The sequence below is a fragment of the Lacticaseibacillus zeae DSM 20178 = KCTC 3804 genome (assembly GCF_000260435.1).
Lineage (GTDB): Bacteria > Bacillota > Bacilli > Lactobacillales > Lactobacillaceae > Lacticaseibacillus > Lacticaseibacillus zeae.
Genome location: NZ_BACQ01000029.1, coordinates 36321 through 51844, shown reverse-complemented (window position 1 = coordinate 51844; position 15524 = coordinate 36321). Strand labels below are relative to the sequence as shown.

At 49.3% G+C, this 15524-nt stretch carries 15 protein-coding genes; 14 read left to right on the top strand and 1 reads right to left on the bottom strand.

The window, feature by feature from the left end:
• The first annotated feature begins 259 nt into the window (after positions 1–259).
• The 9 genes from rsmG to guaB all read left to right on the top strand — a co-directional run bounded on the left by rsmG (position 260) and on the right by guaB (position 8847).
• Complete coding sequence (gene rsmG, locus GSO_RS05375; protein WP_010489844.1) at positions 260–991, top strand: 16S rRNA (guanine(527)-N(7))-methyltransferase RsmG; 732 nt, start codon at positions 260–262, stop codon at positions 989–991.
• Positions 992–994: 3 nt separating this feature from the next.
• Positions 995–1822: a nucleoid occlusion protein gene (gene noc / locus GSO_RS05370; protein ID WP_010489842.1), complete on the top strand. Its 828-nt coding sequence runs from the start codon at positions 995–997 to the stop codon at positions 1820–1822.
• 9 nt (positions 1823–1831) lie between these two features.
• The gene (locus tag GSO_RS05365; RefSeq protein ID WP_010489840.1) at positions 1832–2599 is read left to right on the top strand and encodes a ParA family protein; all 768 of its coding nucleotides are present in this window, start codon (positions 1832–1834) and stop codon (positions 2597–2599) included.
• Entirely contained in the window at positions 2589–3461 is an 873-nt protein-coding gene (locus GSO_RS05360; protein ID WP_010489838.1) for a ParB/RepB/Spo0J family partition protein, read from the top strand. The genes GSO_RS05365 and GSO_RS05360 overlap by 11 nt, the downstream gene beginning before the upstream one ends.
• A gap of 26 nt (positions 3462–3487) precedes the next feature.
• Positions 3488–3679, top strand: coding sequence for a DUF951 domain-containing protein (locus tag GSO_RS05355; protein WP_010489835.1), 192 nt, complete (start codon positions 3488–3490; stop codon positions 3677–3679).
• Positions 3680–3703: 24 nt separating this feature from the next.
• Positions 3704–4810: a redox-regulated ATPase YchF gene (gene ychF, locus GSO_RS05350; protein ID WP_010489833.1), complete on the top strand. Its 1107-nt coding sequence runs from the start codon at positions 3704–3706 to the stop codon at positions 4808–4810.
• A 55-nt stretch (positions 4811–4865) separates the two neighbouring features.
• On the top strand, positions 4866–5660 hold the full coding sequence (locus GSO_RS05345; RefSeq protein ID WP_010489831.1) for a DUF1129 domain-containing protein: 795 nt from the start codon (positions 4866–4868) through the stop codon (positions 5658–5660).
• A 309-nt stretch (positions 5661–5969) separates the two neighbouring features.
• On the top strand, positions 5970–7070 hold the full coding sequence (locus tag GSO_RS05340) for an LPXTG cell wall anchor domain-containing protein (protein ID WP_010489830.1): 1101 nt from the start codon (positions 5970–5972) through the stop codon (positions 7068–7070).
• Positions 7071–7359: 289 nt separating this feature from the next.
• Positions 7360–8847: an IMP dehydrogenase gene (guaB, locus tag GSO_RS05335; protein ID WP_010489828.1), complete on the top strand. Its 1488-nt coding sequence runs from the start codon at positions 7360–7362 to the stop codon at positions 8845–8847.
• 413 nt (positions 8848–9260) lie between these two features.
• On the opposite strand, the gene GSO_RS05330 is transcribed toward guaB, so the two are convergent.
• Positions 9261–9950 (bottom strand): hypothetical protein, encoded by a 690-nt coding sequence (locus GSO_RS05330; RefSeq protein ID WP_010489826.1) that lies wholly within the window; start codon positions 9948–9950, stop codon positions 9261–9263.
• A 143-nt stretch (positions 9951–10093) separates the two neighbouring features.
• On the opposite strand from GSO_RS05330, the gene croR reads away from it, so the two are divergent.
• From croR to GSO_RS05305, 5 genes are all read left to right on the top strand, one after another.
• Complete coding sequence (croR, locus tag GSO_RS05325) at positions 10094–10780, top strand: response regulator transcription factor CroR (RefSeq protein ID WP_010489824.1); 687 nt, start codon at positions 10094–10096, stop codon at positions 10778–10780.
• 3 nt (positions 10781–10783) lie between these two features.
• Entirely contained in the window at positions 10784–11974 is a 1191-nt protein-coding gene (locus GSO_RS05320; RefSeq protein ID WP_010489821.1) for a sensor histidine kinase, read from the top strand.
• The gene (locus tag GSO_RS05315) at positions 11971–13281 is read left to right on the top strand and encodes a D-alanyl-D-alanine carboxypeptidase family protein (RefSeq protein WP_010489819.1); all 1311 of its coding nucleotides are present in this window, start codon (positions 11971–11973) and stop codon (positions 13279–13281) included. Before GSO_RS05320 ends, GSO_RS05315 begins: the two co-directional genes overlap by 4 nt.
• An 87-nt stretch (positions 13282–13368) precedes the next feature.
• Positions 13369–13848 (top strand): transcription elongation factor GreA, encoded by a 480-nt coding sequence (gene greA, locus GSO_RS05310; RefSeq protein WP_010489818.1) that lies wholly within the window; start codon positions 13369–13371, stop codon positions 13846–13848.
• Positions 13849–13970: 122 nt separating this feature from the next.
• A complete protein-coding gene (locus tag GSO_RS05305) occupies positions 13971–15524 on the top strand; it encodes a UDP-N-acetylmuramoyl-L-alanyl-D-glutamate--2,6-diaminopimelate ligase (RefSeq protein ID WP_010489816.1) in 1554 nt (517 codons plus the stop codon).

The following is a 15524-nucleotide window of genomic DNA, read 5'->3' as shown; positions in this document are numbered from 1 at the left end:
ACGAAAACCTGATTGTAGAATTAGTTATGCTTGTGAACTAGTACACCATATCGACAAGTTGATTTGTGGTAAAATGAAGCGCTTGAAAATTGCGGCCACCGTGCGCACTTCATGGCTAAGCACAAGGTGACTCAACGATATTTTTGACCCGTTTTCACGCCAAGAATACGGTTGAGCACACGGCATTTTTACGTTACACTTGACGGGTACGTGAAACCTTGTTTGTTCCACAAAATCAAATCAAAAAACGGAGGCAGACATGGATCCAACAGCTTTTGTCCACGCTCTGGCTGATCACGGCATCGTCTTGGATGACCACCAGCAGGATCAGTTCGCGGCTTATTACCAATATCTGATCAGCGAGAATGAAAAAATGAATCTGACGGGCATCACAGCTGAAGGGGACGTCTACCTCAAGCACTTCTATGACTCATTGACCCTGGGGATGGTGTTGCCTGATTTGCAGCGTCAGCCGTTATCGCTGTGTGATGTCGGTGCCGGTGCGGGATTTCCGTCAATTCCACTCAAAATCGCGTTCCCGCAGTTAAAAATCACGATTGTCGACTCCTTGCAAAAACGGATTGGCTTCTTAGAACGGTTAACGACGCGCCTGGAGCTGACAGATGTTCAGTTATTCCATGATCGTGCCGAGACTTTTGGTGCTAAAAAATCAGCGCATCGCGGCCAGTTTGATCTGGTGACGGCGCGGGCAGTTGCAGCACTCAATGTGTTAGCCGAACTGTGCCTGCCACTGGTGAAACCACAAGGGCGATTTGTGGCCATGAAGGCTGCCGCAACCGCAGAGGAACTCATCGCCGCCAAGCCAGCAATCGGTTTGCTGGGCGGCAAGTTGGTCCAGGATGCGGCGCTAACCTTACCGGAAACCGGCGATCCCCGGCATTTGCTGGTGATCGAAAAAGTGAAGGCAACACCAAATAAATACCCTCGTAAGCCGGGGGTGCCAAATAAACAACCATTGGGAGGTGCATAACGCGTGGCATTATCATTTTTTGGCCATAAAAAGCCAAACGACGAGACCGTTGTGCAACAGTTGCCACTAAACGCCATTACGCCGAATCAGTTTCAGCCGCGGAAGGTCTTTTCCGCTGATTCGATTCAGGAACTGGCGGCCACGATCAAAGAACACGGCTTGTTGCAGCCGATTATCGTGCGTGAATATGCGCCTGACCAATATGAAATCATTGCCGGCGAGCGGCGTTATCGCGCAATGCAGTTGTTGGGATGGGAAAAAGCCCCGGCGATTGTCCAGAAGATGGACGATGATGAAAGTGCGTCCATGGCGCTGGTTGAAAACCTGCAGCGTGAAGGCTTGAGCGCGATTGAAGAAGGCCAGGCGTATGTGGCTTTGATGAAGCTCAACCAGTTAACCCAAGGCGCTTTGGCACAGCAGCTGGGAAAGAGTCAGGCGTTTGTCGCCAATAAGATCCGGTTGCTGAAATTGGATGCACCAGTGCAAGAAGCTATTATGAAAGGCCTCATCAGCGAGCGGCATGGGCGGGAATTGCTGAAGCTTAGTGATGATCAACAGGCACAGGCATTGCACCAAATTGTGGCCGACAAATTGACGGTGAAGGAAACAGCGGCTTTGGTTAATGAATGGCTAAGACCTAAGAAGCCGGAAAAAAAGCCGAAGCCAAAAGTACGCCGGTCAGCGGTTAGCCACGATACCCGCGTTGCTTGGAATACACTGAAGCGTTCAGTCAAAATGATTCGCGATACCGGAATGACCGTCACGGCCAAAGAAGAAGATACCGATGACGCTTACCGCATGATTATCGAGATTCCAAAAGAGAAGAGATAGGGGGAGCTCATGACACATATCATCGCTGTCGCCAATCAAAAAGGCGGGGTTGGCAAGACCACAACGACCATTAATTTGGGGGCCTGTCTGGCAAACCTTGGGAAGAAAGTCCTCATTGTCGACGTTGATGCCCAAGGCAATGCTACAAGTGGGGTGGGCGTTCAAAAAGCCCAAGTTGAAAAGGATATTTACGATGTTTTGGTCAACGAAGATCCGATTACCGAAGCCATTTTGCCAACCAAACATAAAAATTTAGCCATTGTTCCTGCGACCATCCAGTTGGCCGGTGCCGAAATCGAGTTAACCAGTCAAATGGCCCGGGAAATGCGCTTGAAATTGGGTCTTCACCCAATCGAGGATCAGTACGACTACATTTTGATTGATTGCCCGCCTTCATTGGGTCAGCTTTCAATTAATGCGTTTACGGCGAGTGATTCGATTCTGATTCCGGTTCAAAGTGAGTATTATGCATTGGAAGGCCTGAGCCAGTTGCTTAACACGGTTCGGCTTGTCCAGAAGCATTTCAATCCGAATCTGGCGATTGAAGGGGTTCTGCTGACGATGTATGATGCCCGCACGAACCTTGGCGCGCAGGTGATCGATGAAGTGCGCAAGTATTTTGGCGATAAAGTATATGCAACCGTGATTCCGCGGATTACCCGATTGGCTGAGGCGCCGAGTTACGGTCTGCCAATCGTGGATTTTGATCCAAAATCGCGCGGATCCGAAGTTTACGAGGCTTTAGCCAAGGAGGTGCTGGCTGCTCATGGCGAATAAGAATAGTAAGGGATTAGGTCGCGGCATTGACGCCATTTTCAAAGATTTTGAAAGTCCTGATCTGAGTGCTAACAATACCGTTGAAGAACTGCCACTGGTCGATATCCGGCCGAACCCGTACCAACCCCGAAAAACCTTTGATCAAGAAGGCTTAAAAGAACTGGCGGATTCCATCAAGCAAACCGGCGTTTTCCAGCCGATTATTGTGCGCAAAAGTGTTTCCGGTTATGAAATTATCACCGGTGAGCGGCGTTTTCGTGCGTCTAAGCTGGCTGGTAAGGAAACCATTCCGGCGATTGTCCGCGATTTTAACGATCCGGAAATGATGGAAATCGCAGTGTTGGAAAACTTGCAGCGCGAGGATCTGACTCCGTTGGACGAAGCGCAGGCTTATGAAACGTTGATCAAACGCTTAAACTTGACGCAAGCGGAAGTTTCCGCGCGGCTAGGCAAAAGTCGGCCATATATTGCCAACTATTTGCGCTTGTTAACATTGCCGCAGCAAGTCAAACAAATGCTCAGCGCCAATCAGCTCTCAATGGGGCAGGCGCGAACCTTGTTGAGTCTCAAAGATAAAACCAAGATGGTCAGTGTTGCTAAGAAGACTATTAGTGAGAATTTAACGGTTCGCCAACTTGAACGGCTAATCAATCAGATGAACGCCGGGACAAGTCGCTCGACATCGAAGGAAAAGCCAAAATCACCGTATGTCCGAGCAACCGAAAATCAGTTGGGCGAACGTTTCGGCACGAAAGTCAATATTAATGAAGGCAGTAAAGGCAAAGGCAAGATCGAAATCGACTTTACATCCGAGCAAGATCTCAATCGGATCTTAGCGATGCTAGACGTCAATATCGATTAACCGGCCAATCCGCTGGAGGTAGACGAATGTACCAATTACATGATTTGGTTCAAATGAAGAAGCCGCATGCATGTGGAACGAATAAATGGGAAGTCATTCGCCTCGGCGCCGATATTAAAATTCGTTGCACCGGTTGCGGCCACATTGTCATGATGTCGCGCCGTGATTTTGAGAAGCGGCTCAAGAAAGTTTTAGGTCAAGCAGAACAGACAGATTAATCATAGAAAGTGTGAAATAAGCAAATGGCTTTAACAGCAGGTATTGTCGGGCTTCCCAATGTCGGTAAGTCCACGCTTTTTAACGCAATCACAAAAGCAGGCGCCGAAATGGCCAATTATCCGTTTGCGACCATCGATCCCAATGTGGGGATGGTCGAGGTGCCGGATAAACGGTTGGCGCGGATTGATGAATTGATTCCGGCTAAGAAAATTATTCATACGACTTTTGAGTTCACGGATATTGCCGGAATTGTGAAAGGCGCTTCCAAAGGCGAGGGACTTGGCAACAAGTTTCTGGAAAACATTCGCCAGGTAGATGCGATCGTGCACGTTGTTCGGGCATTCGATGACGACAACATTACCAGTGTGACCGGCAAAGTCGATCCGCTGGAAGACATGGCTACGATTAACATGGAACTGGCAATCGCCGATTTGGATTCGGTCAATAAACGCTATGCCAAGGTCGAAAAGGTTGCCCGTACCCAAACCAAAGACAAGGAAGCCCAGGCAGAGTTTAAAGTACTGCAAAAGATCAAGCCGGTCCTTGAAAATGGCGGGATGGTCCGCAGCATTGACTTTGATAAAGATGAACAGAAGATCGTCAAGGGCCTGTTCTTGTTGACGAGTAAACCGGTGCTTTATGTCGCCAATATTGCGGAAGAAGCCATGGCCGACCCGGATTCCGTCGATTATGTCAAACAAATCAAAGCCGAAGCAGCTAAAGAAGGCGCCGAGGTAATTGCTATTTCGGCCAAGACCGAAGAGGAAATTGCCGAATTGGATGATGACGAGAAAGCCGACTTTTTGGCGGCAGAAGGCGTCGATGAATCCGGCTTGGATAAACTCATCAAGGCTAGCTACCATTTGCTGGGCTTAGCAACCTTCTTTACGGCTGGCGGCAAAGAAACCCGCGCGTGGACGTTTAAACGGGGCATGAAGGCGCCTCAAGTTGCCGGGATCATTCATTCGGACTTTGAGCGCGGTTTTATCCGAGCCGAGACAATGTCCTTTACGGATCTTGACAAGTATGGTTCCGTGCAGGCAGTCAAGGAAGCCGGACGTTACCGCTCTGAAGGCAAGGAATATCAAGTGCAAGATGGGGATATCATTGAATTTCGGTTCAATGTTTAACGTGCAAGCCAAAAGCGCGCACGCGACGACGATAACTTTAAGATAGGAGTTACACATGGTAAAGAAGCAAGAAACGGACACGAATCAAACAGCGGGCAGCGCTGCAGTTGATCAACAGCAGACTGCGGCATCGTCAGCGGCTGATACGCAGCAGTCGGCAGCAACGGTGGCAAGCAAGAATGCCCATGTTAAGCAGGAGCGGCCAGCTACAACCGTTCCGGAAATGATTGCAAGACTGACCAATAAGAACAACGAGTATGTCTTCAAGCTGCGGCGTGAATTAAAAGACGGCGGTATGAGTGAGGCAGATGAGGAAACCCTGCTCAAAACGATGCTGCCGGAAATGATTACCGCCCAACGACAAGGCAAACCGGCCACGCAACTTTATGGGCCGGTCACGGTGAAGGCTAATGAAATCCTGCATACACCGAAACCGGAACCTAAAAAGCCGCTGTGGTTATTGGTCGCCGATCAAGGTCTGTTTTTCATGGCCATTCTTGCGGCTGTCTTCGCCGTGATGACTTACATCAATCCGAAATCGCAGAACAACGCTAGCAACAGCTTTGCTTATCTTGTCATGTTAAGCCTCATGGCCGGTCTTTTCTTTGTGTATTACGCCGACTGGATGGAACGGGACAAGAAGAATCGCCGCAGTGCCTGGTTAGTGCTCGGTGGCGGAATCGTGTTGGTTCTTGCGGTCACCTTTATCGGCGGCGCCCTCATGATGCTTGACACACCATTCACCCGAGCAATGCCGTGGTTTGTGGACGTGATCATCGCCGTTGTCGCGTATGGTTCCCACTGGCTTTTGCAACGTCGGTATCATCTCAAGAGCTTTTTCCGGCGGTAGTGGGTTGCGGTTTAAAATAAGTTGATTGGTTGTTGAAGGTCACCTCATTTGCTGGGGTGGCCTTTTTTATAAGGACGCTGGCTCGCGCTCACCATAACGCGCTCGCCAGCCCAGAAACCTGCACATAAGGACCTCAAGTCAAAATAGCCAAAGACCAGCCATTTTGGCTTGAGGCCACTTATGCTCCGGTTTCTAACCGGGCTGGCTCGCGCTCAAAAAAAATAAGTTGACGCCTTGTTTTTCATCCGGTAAACTTCATGTGAGCTTAATCGTAACGGTTACGCTTTAGAAAATTTGGGAGGTTTTTGGATGAATAAGGGGCATCAACAGCAGTACGGACGCGGATTTGTTCTGGCGGCGGTGGCATTGGCAGGTTTTGGCTTGGTGGATGCCCAACCGACTCAGGCGGCAACGACTGCTAACGGTTCCGCTAGTCAGGCAGTTGAGCAGGCATCTGCTGTCAAATCGGTTGCGGCTAAGGACCAAACGCTGGTCTTCGCACTACTGAATGGCATTGCAGCGAATTATCATCAGGCGATCACGGTGCAGATTGTTGCCGCGGATACTGGTCAGGTGGTCGCAACCAAAACGTTAGCATCAACTGATGAGTACGAACCATCAGCATCGATCAGCGGGTTAAGGATCGGTGCCGCTGACGGACTACAGACAGGACACACATACCGACTTCAGGTTGTAGCTTCCGATAACCAAGGATGGAAGGCTGTGCCAGACAGCTTTGTTTACACACCGGGGCAGACAACCAAAATTGAAATGGACAAGTATACTTATCAAAAAGGCGAGCGGGCGTTCCAGCTCATTGACCAGCAGACCAAGCAGCCATTGGCAAACATGAAAGTGGCCGCTATTCCGAACTTGGTTGATGGTGCTAAGTCGGCAATCGTCAAAACAACGGATGCCCAAGGTCGCGTCACTTTTTCAACAGATGATCCGCAATTCAAGCGCAATGTGTTCTATCATTTTGAATTACCGGACAAGCACGTGACAGTGGGCTATAACTGGAACTTAATCGGCGGCGAAAAGGCGGACGATAAGGCAGCGGTCGTTTCAGTGAAAATGCCTGCAATTGCTTCCTCAAGTTCACAGGCGTCTCAGGCGAGTTCGCAAGCGTCGCAAAAGCCATCACAAGCACCATCAGAAAAACCAAGCACTGACCCGTCCGCCCAGTCAAGCCGGCCATCGCTGCGTGCATCCTCATCAGCGGTTGCTTCTCAGAAAGCATCAGTTGAGTCGGTAGCAGCGCAAACGTCTCAGGCGGCTTCGTCCACAGAAAGCGGGTCAACTCACGGATTGCCAAAAACCGGCGAAGCACTGGGTCAATCAGGACTTTTGGCCGGGCTTGCAACGCTGCTATCGGCGTTAGGCGCATGGTTGTGGCGTCGCCAAGGCTAAAGGTGGCCGTTGAAACATTAAGCGGTCCCTGTTTGAAAAATGACAGCAGCTATTAATCCGAACGATAGCCATGACGGCACAAACCCAATGGCTAAAATCCGAACATTAAATTCTCATATCAAGGGTCGCTAATTTTTTGTTCGGATCAGACTGAACAATTATGAGACTTTCTTTCATTTTTAGGCCTATGATACCGGTCTTTTCAAAAAAATTGCGAAACACGTTTGACGTGTTCACATTCCGGTAGTACATTAGTCAACAACTAAAAATTGAAAGAGGGATTTACGCTATGAGTCATTGGGATACAAAGTTTGCCCGGCGTGGTTTTACATTTGATGATGTGTTGTTGATACCTGCAGAAAGTCATGTTTTGCCTCACGATGTCGATCTGTCTGTACAACTTGCGGACAACTTGAAGTTGAATATCCCAATCATCTCGGCGGGGATGGATACGGTGACCGAAAGTGCGATGGCAATTGCCATGGCACGCCAAGGCGGTCTGGGTGTTATTCATAAGAATATGAGCATTGCCGCGCAGGCTGACGAAGTGCTCAAAGTTAAGCGCAGTGAAAATGGCGTCATTGTGGATCCCTTCTATCTTACAGCCGATAAGCCGGTTAGCGATGCAGAAGCATTGATGAAAAAGTATCGTATCAGCGGTGTGCCGATTGTGAACAACACAACCGATCGCAAGCTGACCGGCATTATTACCAACCGTGATTTGCGGTATGTCGATGACAAGAGTGTGCTGATCGACACTGTCATGACCAAAGAAGGTTTAGTGACGGCTCCGGCAGGCACTTCGATTAAGGATGCTGAAGCGATCTTGCAGGCTCGCAAGATTGAGAAGCTCCCGTTAATTGATAAGAATGGTCGGCTCAGTGGCTTGATTACCATTAAAGATATTGAAAAAGTGGTTGAATTCCCGCATGCGGCTAAAGATGCACATGGCCGCTTGTTGGTCGCTGCTGCTGTCGGCGTGACCTCCGATACGTTTGATCGGGCACAGGCTTTGTTAGATGCCGGTGCTGACGCAATTGTCATTGACACCGCCCATGGCCACAGTGCCGGGGTTATTCGCAAGATCAAGGAAATTCGCGAGCATTTTCCACTGGCAACCTTGATTGCCGGTAATGTAGCGACGGCGGAAGCAACGGAAGCGCTGTATGATGCCGGTGTTGATGTTGTTAAAGTCGGGATCGGTCCTGGCTCGATTTGTACCACTCGGATCGTTGCCGGTGTCGGAGTTCCTCAGCTGACGGCGGTTTATGATGCTGCTGGTGTGGCGCGTAAACGTGGCAAAACGATTATTGCCGATGGCGGGATCAAGTATTCCGGCGACATCGTGAAGGCTTTGGCTGCTGGCGGAAATGCGGTTATGTTAGGGTCACTTTTGGCCGGCACCGACGAAGCGCCGGGTCAGTTTGAAATTTATCAAGGCCGGCGCTTCAAGACTTATCGAGGCATGGGTTCATTGGGCGCGATGGCGCAGGCACACGGTTCAAGTGACCGTTACTTCCAAAGTGGCGTGAACGAAGCCAACAAGCTGGTTCCTGAAGGCATTGAAGGCCGGGTTGCTTACAAAGGTAGCCTCGGCGATGTGATCTTCCAGATGCTTGGCGGCATTGAATCCGGCATGGGCTATGTCGGCGCACCGAACTTGAAAGAGCTGCAAGACAACGCCCAGTTCATTCAGATTACCGGAGCCGGCCTACGCGAAAGCCATCCGCATGACGTTCAGATCACGCGTGAAGCACCGAACTATTCTGTTCAATAATTTAAGACGCTATTAAAAAAGTGGCTGAGCCTTAAGCCATGGCGACAATAAAAAAGCGAATGCACTCAACAACAACGAGTGTATTCGCTTTTTGTTTTTCCAAGAGCAATTCGTTAGGAATGTTCAGACATCAGTGCCAAAGCGGAGCAATCGTAGGCCAGATGGGGCTCAGTGGTGAGATTGTACTAGCTGGGCGGTCTTCCCAGCGTAGTACAAGGCCGAGCTTAGAGACTCTGCCGGTTTTGCAGAGGCTCTAAGTCGTGCCCACCACGTTCCAGCCCCCAGCTGGCCGGAGATTGCGCAGTTTGGCACGTCATGGAACTTATTGCCTAAGAATTTTCTGTTTCGACCTGAATTCATTAAACTATAAATGTTCTTCGGAATTGTGTCACAATATCGTTTGTGTTTAAAACTTAACGATACCGCAATCGCGCCTGGTGGAAAACCTCAAGCATCTGCGTTCCAAAAGTCGTTGCCACTGTTATTGACCAGGCACGGGTCGGCGGCATGATCGTCAACATCGTCTGCAACCATTGCGCGGTTGGCAAGAGCTTAATCAAATGATGACCGGAAAATTGCGTAAATAACAGGTTTCGGCTATAAAACTGAATCAAGTGGTGTTGCAGGTGCTGATCAGCGACTGGTAACAACAAATCGTTACTGTTATTCCGATCACCCAGGAAAAGCGGCAAGGGCTCAAGATCCTGATGCAAATCGAATTGGCGGTGCTTGTGGGTGCTGGCCATTGCCGGTGTCAGGCGGAGCATGAATACCAGTTTGCGGGTCGCCGCCCACAGCAGCATGTTAGCAATGGCGATATCGGTTGGCGTGAATGTAAACGCAGCTTGGTGTGCTGCCGGACTCACCAATGCTTGGGTCAAAACCGGTTTGAGTCCCGTAACATCGGGCATATCAGGCCAAATAACCTGTAGTTGCTGCACCCCATTCAACCAATGAACATGCGTGGCAAGCCGCAACGTTAACCAGTCTGGCTGCTGGTACAAAAGCCAATAGGTGCTGCCACTGGTATGCGCGATATTGATACCGGCGATTCGCATGCCCCGAGGCAGACTGGCGGCCACAACATTGGTTAATTTTTCCAAAAATGTCGCCTCCTTTTTAGCATGAATAACGCTGTAACCCGCTTTTTCTTAGGTTTTTCGTAAAGAATTCCCGGTTCAATTTTGGTACAATGGACATTGATGTGACAGTCCTTACCGATCGTTCTATAAATGGAGTTAAAAATATGAAGATATTAATTGTTGACGATGATAAAGAAATCGTTGAATTACTGAGCATTTACGTAAAAAACGAAGGCTATGAACCGATTCAAGCATACTCGGGAAAAGAAGCGATTACCAAACTCGTGACCAATCCGGATATTGCTTTGATGATTTTAGATATTATGATGCCGAATATGTCGGGCATGGACGTGGTGAAAGAAGTCCGCAAAGATTCGCAGATTCCGATCATCATTGTGTCAGCCAAAACGGCGGATATGGACAAGATTCAGGGTCTGATTACTGGCGCTGACGATTACGTAACCAAGCCGTTTAACCCGCTAGAAGTGATGGCGCGCGTCAAGAGTCTGTTGCGTCGGAGTCAAAACGAAGTCACCAATCCGGAACCGGATGTGCTTGAGGTTGGCCCGTTAACCATCAAAAAGGACAGCCATGAAGTGACGACTTTGACCGGCAAACAAATTCAGCTGACCGCGTTGGAATTCGGTATTTTGTATTTACTTGCAAGCCATCCCAACCGAGTTTTTTCGGCTGACGAAATTTTTGAGCGGGTTTGGCAACAGGAATCCATTGTTTCGGCGAAAACCGTCATGGTCCACGTGTCACATCTCCGCGATAAAATTGAAGAGGCAACCGATGGTGAAAAGGTCATTGAAACCGTCTGGGGCGTTGGTTACAAGGTCGAGGCCTAATTCATGAGCGAAAAAGTCAAACTCACCGCAAAGGAAAAATCCGAACTGTGGATTGAAGGCATTGTGACGGTGATTTTGCTACTGATGCTGAATTTTGCGTTGTTAGTGCTGATTAACCAGATGATCGCGCATAATCCTGGATTGGAAAATGCCATCTGGGGTGTGAAAACGAATTTGACTTTTGGTCGCGGCGGTTTTCACCTCTGGAGCTGGTCGAATCTGTTTCTTACCATGATGGCGATTGCTGATGTGATTGTGGTGTATTGGCGCTTGGCACGACGGTATCGGCAAATGCAGATGCGCCACGTCATCGCCGAGCTGCACTATATTGCAGATGGCCATCTTGATCATCGGATTAAGTTTGAAGTGAACACCGAATTGCAAAAGGTTGTCAGCAGCATCAATGCACTGGTTGATTCGACGGTCAATTCGATGGCGGAAGAGCGGCGCATCGAGCAAAGCAAAGACGAGCTGATTACCAACGTCAGTCATGATATTCGAACGCCATTAACGTCCATTATCGGTTATCTGGGATTGATTGAAGACCATCAATACCGCAGTGACGAAGAGTTGCTCAAATATACGCACACCGCTTATTTGAAGGCCAAACAAATGAAGGTGCTGGTTGAAGACTTGTTTGAATATACGAAAGTCAAGTCGACCACCACCAAGCTTAACCCGGTTCGGTTTAACATGATTGCGATGCTGGAACAGCTCGCTGCCAGTTTTGAGCTCGAAGCACATAAGAAACATATGCGGATTCTCGTCAGTGGTGAGCCGAACCCGTTAATGATGGAGGCTGACACTGAGAAACTGGGACGGGTGTTCAACAACCTGATTGTCAATGCGTTGAAGTATGGTCAAGGCGGACGGCATATTTTTCTGGACGCACAGCGCATTGGCAGTGAAGTGGTTGTGAAAGTTTCCAATGATGGCGCCCAGATTCCTAACGACTCGTTGAATCAGCTGTTCGACCGGTTCTATCGAGTTGAAGAAAGTCGTTCGCAGGAAACCGGCGGAACCGGATTGGGACTTGCGATTGCCCAAAGCATTATTGCGTTGCATGGCGGTTATATTTATGCCGATTCCAGTCCGGAGTTGACGAGTTTTGTGATTCATTTACCATTAAAAGTCGGTGCTTCACTGACCGATAACCAAAATCATTCTAATGAGGAAGCAGGAAAGTCAAAATGAAGAAGTTGTTGCGTGGGTTGATTGCCGCGATGGTCGCGGTGTTAATGATTGGTGGTGCTGCTCCGGCGGTCTCGGTTGCTGCTGCGGAAAGTAGCGATACGAATGTGGTTGATGCTAAGGCGGCGGTTGCCATTGAACCCACAACCGGGAAAGTGCTGTACGCCAAGAATGCCGATAGCGTGTTGCCGATTGCATCCATGACCAAGATGTTGAGTATCGAACTGGTGCTGGACGCCATTGATTCGGGAAAAATCAAATGGGACGACAAGGTGACCTTGGATAAGACAATCTGGTCACTTAGTCAGGATCGCGACCTTAGCAATGTGCCATTGCGGAGGGACGGTTCCTACTCGGTACGTGAGTTGTACGATGCCTCGCTGATTTATTCGGCGAACGCCGCCATGATGCTGCTCGCCAAAACGGTGGCCGGCAGTCAGGAAAAATTCGTCAATCAAATGACCGCCAAGCTTAAGAGCTGGGGCATTACGGATGCCAAAATTGTCAACGTGACTGGCCTCAACAACAGCCAATTAAAAGACGCTAAAGTACCCGGCACCGGCGATCAGGCGGAAAACGAAATGTCCGCCAAAGATATGGCCCAAGTTGCGCAACACTTACTTAAAGATCATCCGGAAGTCCTGAAAACCACCAGCATTGCCAAACAGACTTTCCGTAAAGGAACCGATGACGCGATTAATATGGAAAACTGGGACTGGATGTTAAAGGGCCTGGTTTCATATGATAAAAATCTGCCAGTTGACGGACTGAAGACCGGCACATCTGACGCTGCCGGCGACTGTTTCACCGGTACAGTCAAAAAGAACGGCATGCGGATTATCACGGTGGTCTTACACGCCAATGGGGATGCTAAGACTCGACGGTTTGACCAAACCAAGAAGTTGATGAATCATGTTCTGGAAAACTGGAAGACAGTTCAATTGGCTGATGCAGGACAAGGTATCAAAGGTTATCGCAATGTCACGGTTAATCGCGGCAAAGCACGGACAGCACCGATTGCCCCAGTCACCAAGGCTGTCGCAGTGGTTCCGTCAGATACCAGTAAACAGGATCTAAAGTATACTTATACACCTGCAAAAGGGGTCAAGAAGAACACGATTGAAGCACCGGTTAAGAAAGGTGCTACGATCGGCCATCTGGAAGTGACGGCCAAGGGTGATTCGCTTGGATTTGTCGGCGGTGCAAAACGTGAAGGGATCACGCTTAAGACCACCAAGGCAGATCCAAAGGCTAACTTCTTTGTCCTGATCTTCCGCGGGATTGGTGATTTCTTCGGCAATATTTTTTAAGCGACAACAATGATGTTAAGTGGTGAATGTTTTGGACTCCGAAACGGAGATCAACACGTTCACCTTTTTGTTAGGGAGGCGGTCATCATGGTGACTTATCACGAAATTACTCCGGCCGGATTGGCTAGTCTGAAGCAAGAGGTTGAGGATCTGAAAGCGATTCGTCCGGCGAAGATCAAGAATCTTGCCGAAGCCGCAGCGTTAGGCGATCGGTCGGAAAATGCCGAATACAGTGCGGCCAAACGTGAACTGCGGCAATTGGAAGGGCGGCTGCGGTATCTTGATAAGTTGATTCGTTACGCTAAAGTCACGGCGCCGGCTGCAAGCGATATGGCTGATATTGGCAATACAGTCAAGCTTAAGTTTGATGATGACGATGATCAAGCCACCTATGAGTTGGGTGGTCCGGCAGAAGCTGGCATGGGTGCTGACAAGCTTGCTGTCAACTCGCCATTGGGAGCCGCGATTCGGCGCCATCATGCAGGTGATACGGTCACTGTCACTGCCCCAAGCGGCACTTATCAGGTGACGATTCTTGCGATTCAGACAGGAAAAGCGAACGCGTAACGCGTCCCCCCCCATTTGAAGTAGTCTGTCAGTTGATCACATGAACAATCAACCTCAAAGCCACGTCAATGCTTATGCTATAATGAAGCTTGAAATAACGGCATATAAAAAGGAGCAGCCCAATGGCACTATCACTTAGAGCTTGTATTTTATTGTTGAAGGAACACCATTTACTAAAAAGCGCGGCCATCCAAACCACCGAAGACGTCGACATGACCGGCATTGCTTATGACTCGCGGAAAGTGTCTGGCCCGACGCTGTTTTTCTGCAAAGGTGATAAGTTTCGGCCGATTTATTTGTCGATGGCCAAAGACAACGGCGCCAAAACCTATGTTGCGGAAAAACCGTATGTGGAAGGCAATGGACTCAATGCCTTAATTGTCCGGAATATTACCAAAGCCATGGCGATTCTCAGCGCTGCCTTTTTCGACTATCCGCAAGATGACCTGTTTGTGATTGCCTATACAGGTACCAAAGGCAAGACCACGGCGTCGTACTTCACTGAAGCTATTTTGAACGAAGCGCGTCCACGGCATATCGCCTTATTCTCAACGATTGACACGGTTGTCGGCCCGGAACCGAATCAACGCTTCAAATCAAACCTAACCACGCCGGAAAGTTTGGATTTATTCCGCGATATGCGGGAGGCAGTTGAAAACGGCATGACCCATCTGGTGATGGAGGTGTCGAGTCAGGCTTATCTGCGCAATCGCGTTTTCGGGTTGACTTATGATGTCGGATTCTTCTTAAACATCACGCCTGATCATATCGGGCCGAACGAGCATCCAACGTTTGCCAACTATCTGCACAATAAGCTGCAGTTGTTGGTTAATGCGCGCAAAGTCGTGATCAATGCCGAAACCGAGCATTTTGACCAAGTTTATGCTGCAGCGACAACGACGACTTATCCGGAAAGTATTTATTTATTTGCCAGTGCCGGCTTCAAGCCTAAGCGCGACGATATTGACATCGACTTTCGGTTTGACAGTCAGGAAGCGGACGTTGCCGAAAGTCGCTTTACATTAGTGCCGGTAACGGAAAAAGCGGCCGCACTCAATATTGGCGGCCATTATTCGCTTGCGTTAATCGGCGATTTTAATGAAAATAACGCGACCGCAGCGATCATTGGTGCCGGATTGGCAGGCGTTGATGCATCAGCAGCAGTTCCGGGGATTGCTAAGGTTAAAATACCCGGGCGGATGGAACATGTTCAGATTGCTGGTCATGGCACGGTTTATGTTGATTATGCCCATAACTATGCCAGCATGAAGGCACTTTTATCATTTTTGAAGCGTTCATACAAAGATCCGCGGATGCTGGTTGTGGTCGGGTCGCCTGGTGATAAAGGCGTTTCCCGGCGGCCGGGGTTTGCCAAAGTGCTTACTGAACTAGGTACGGAAGCCTATCTCACAACCGATGATCCCGGTTACGAAGATCCTGCTAATATTGTCAACGAAATTGACAGCAAAATCGATCATAGCAAGGTCAAAGTCCACAAGGTGCTTGATCGCAAAGAGGCCATCACCGAAGCGATTAAAGCCAGCGGGCCGCAAGATGTGGTGGTCGTAGCTGGGAAAGGCGCGGATCCTTATCAGAAGATTCGCGGCGTCAATACGCCGTGGCCAACTGACATGGCGGTTGTGAAGGAAGTTGCCAAGTCGTTACAGGAAGGCTGA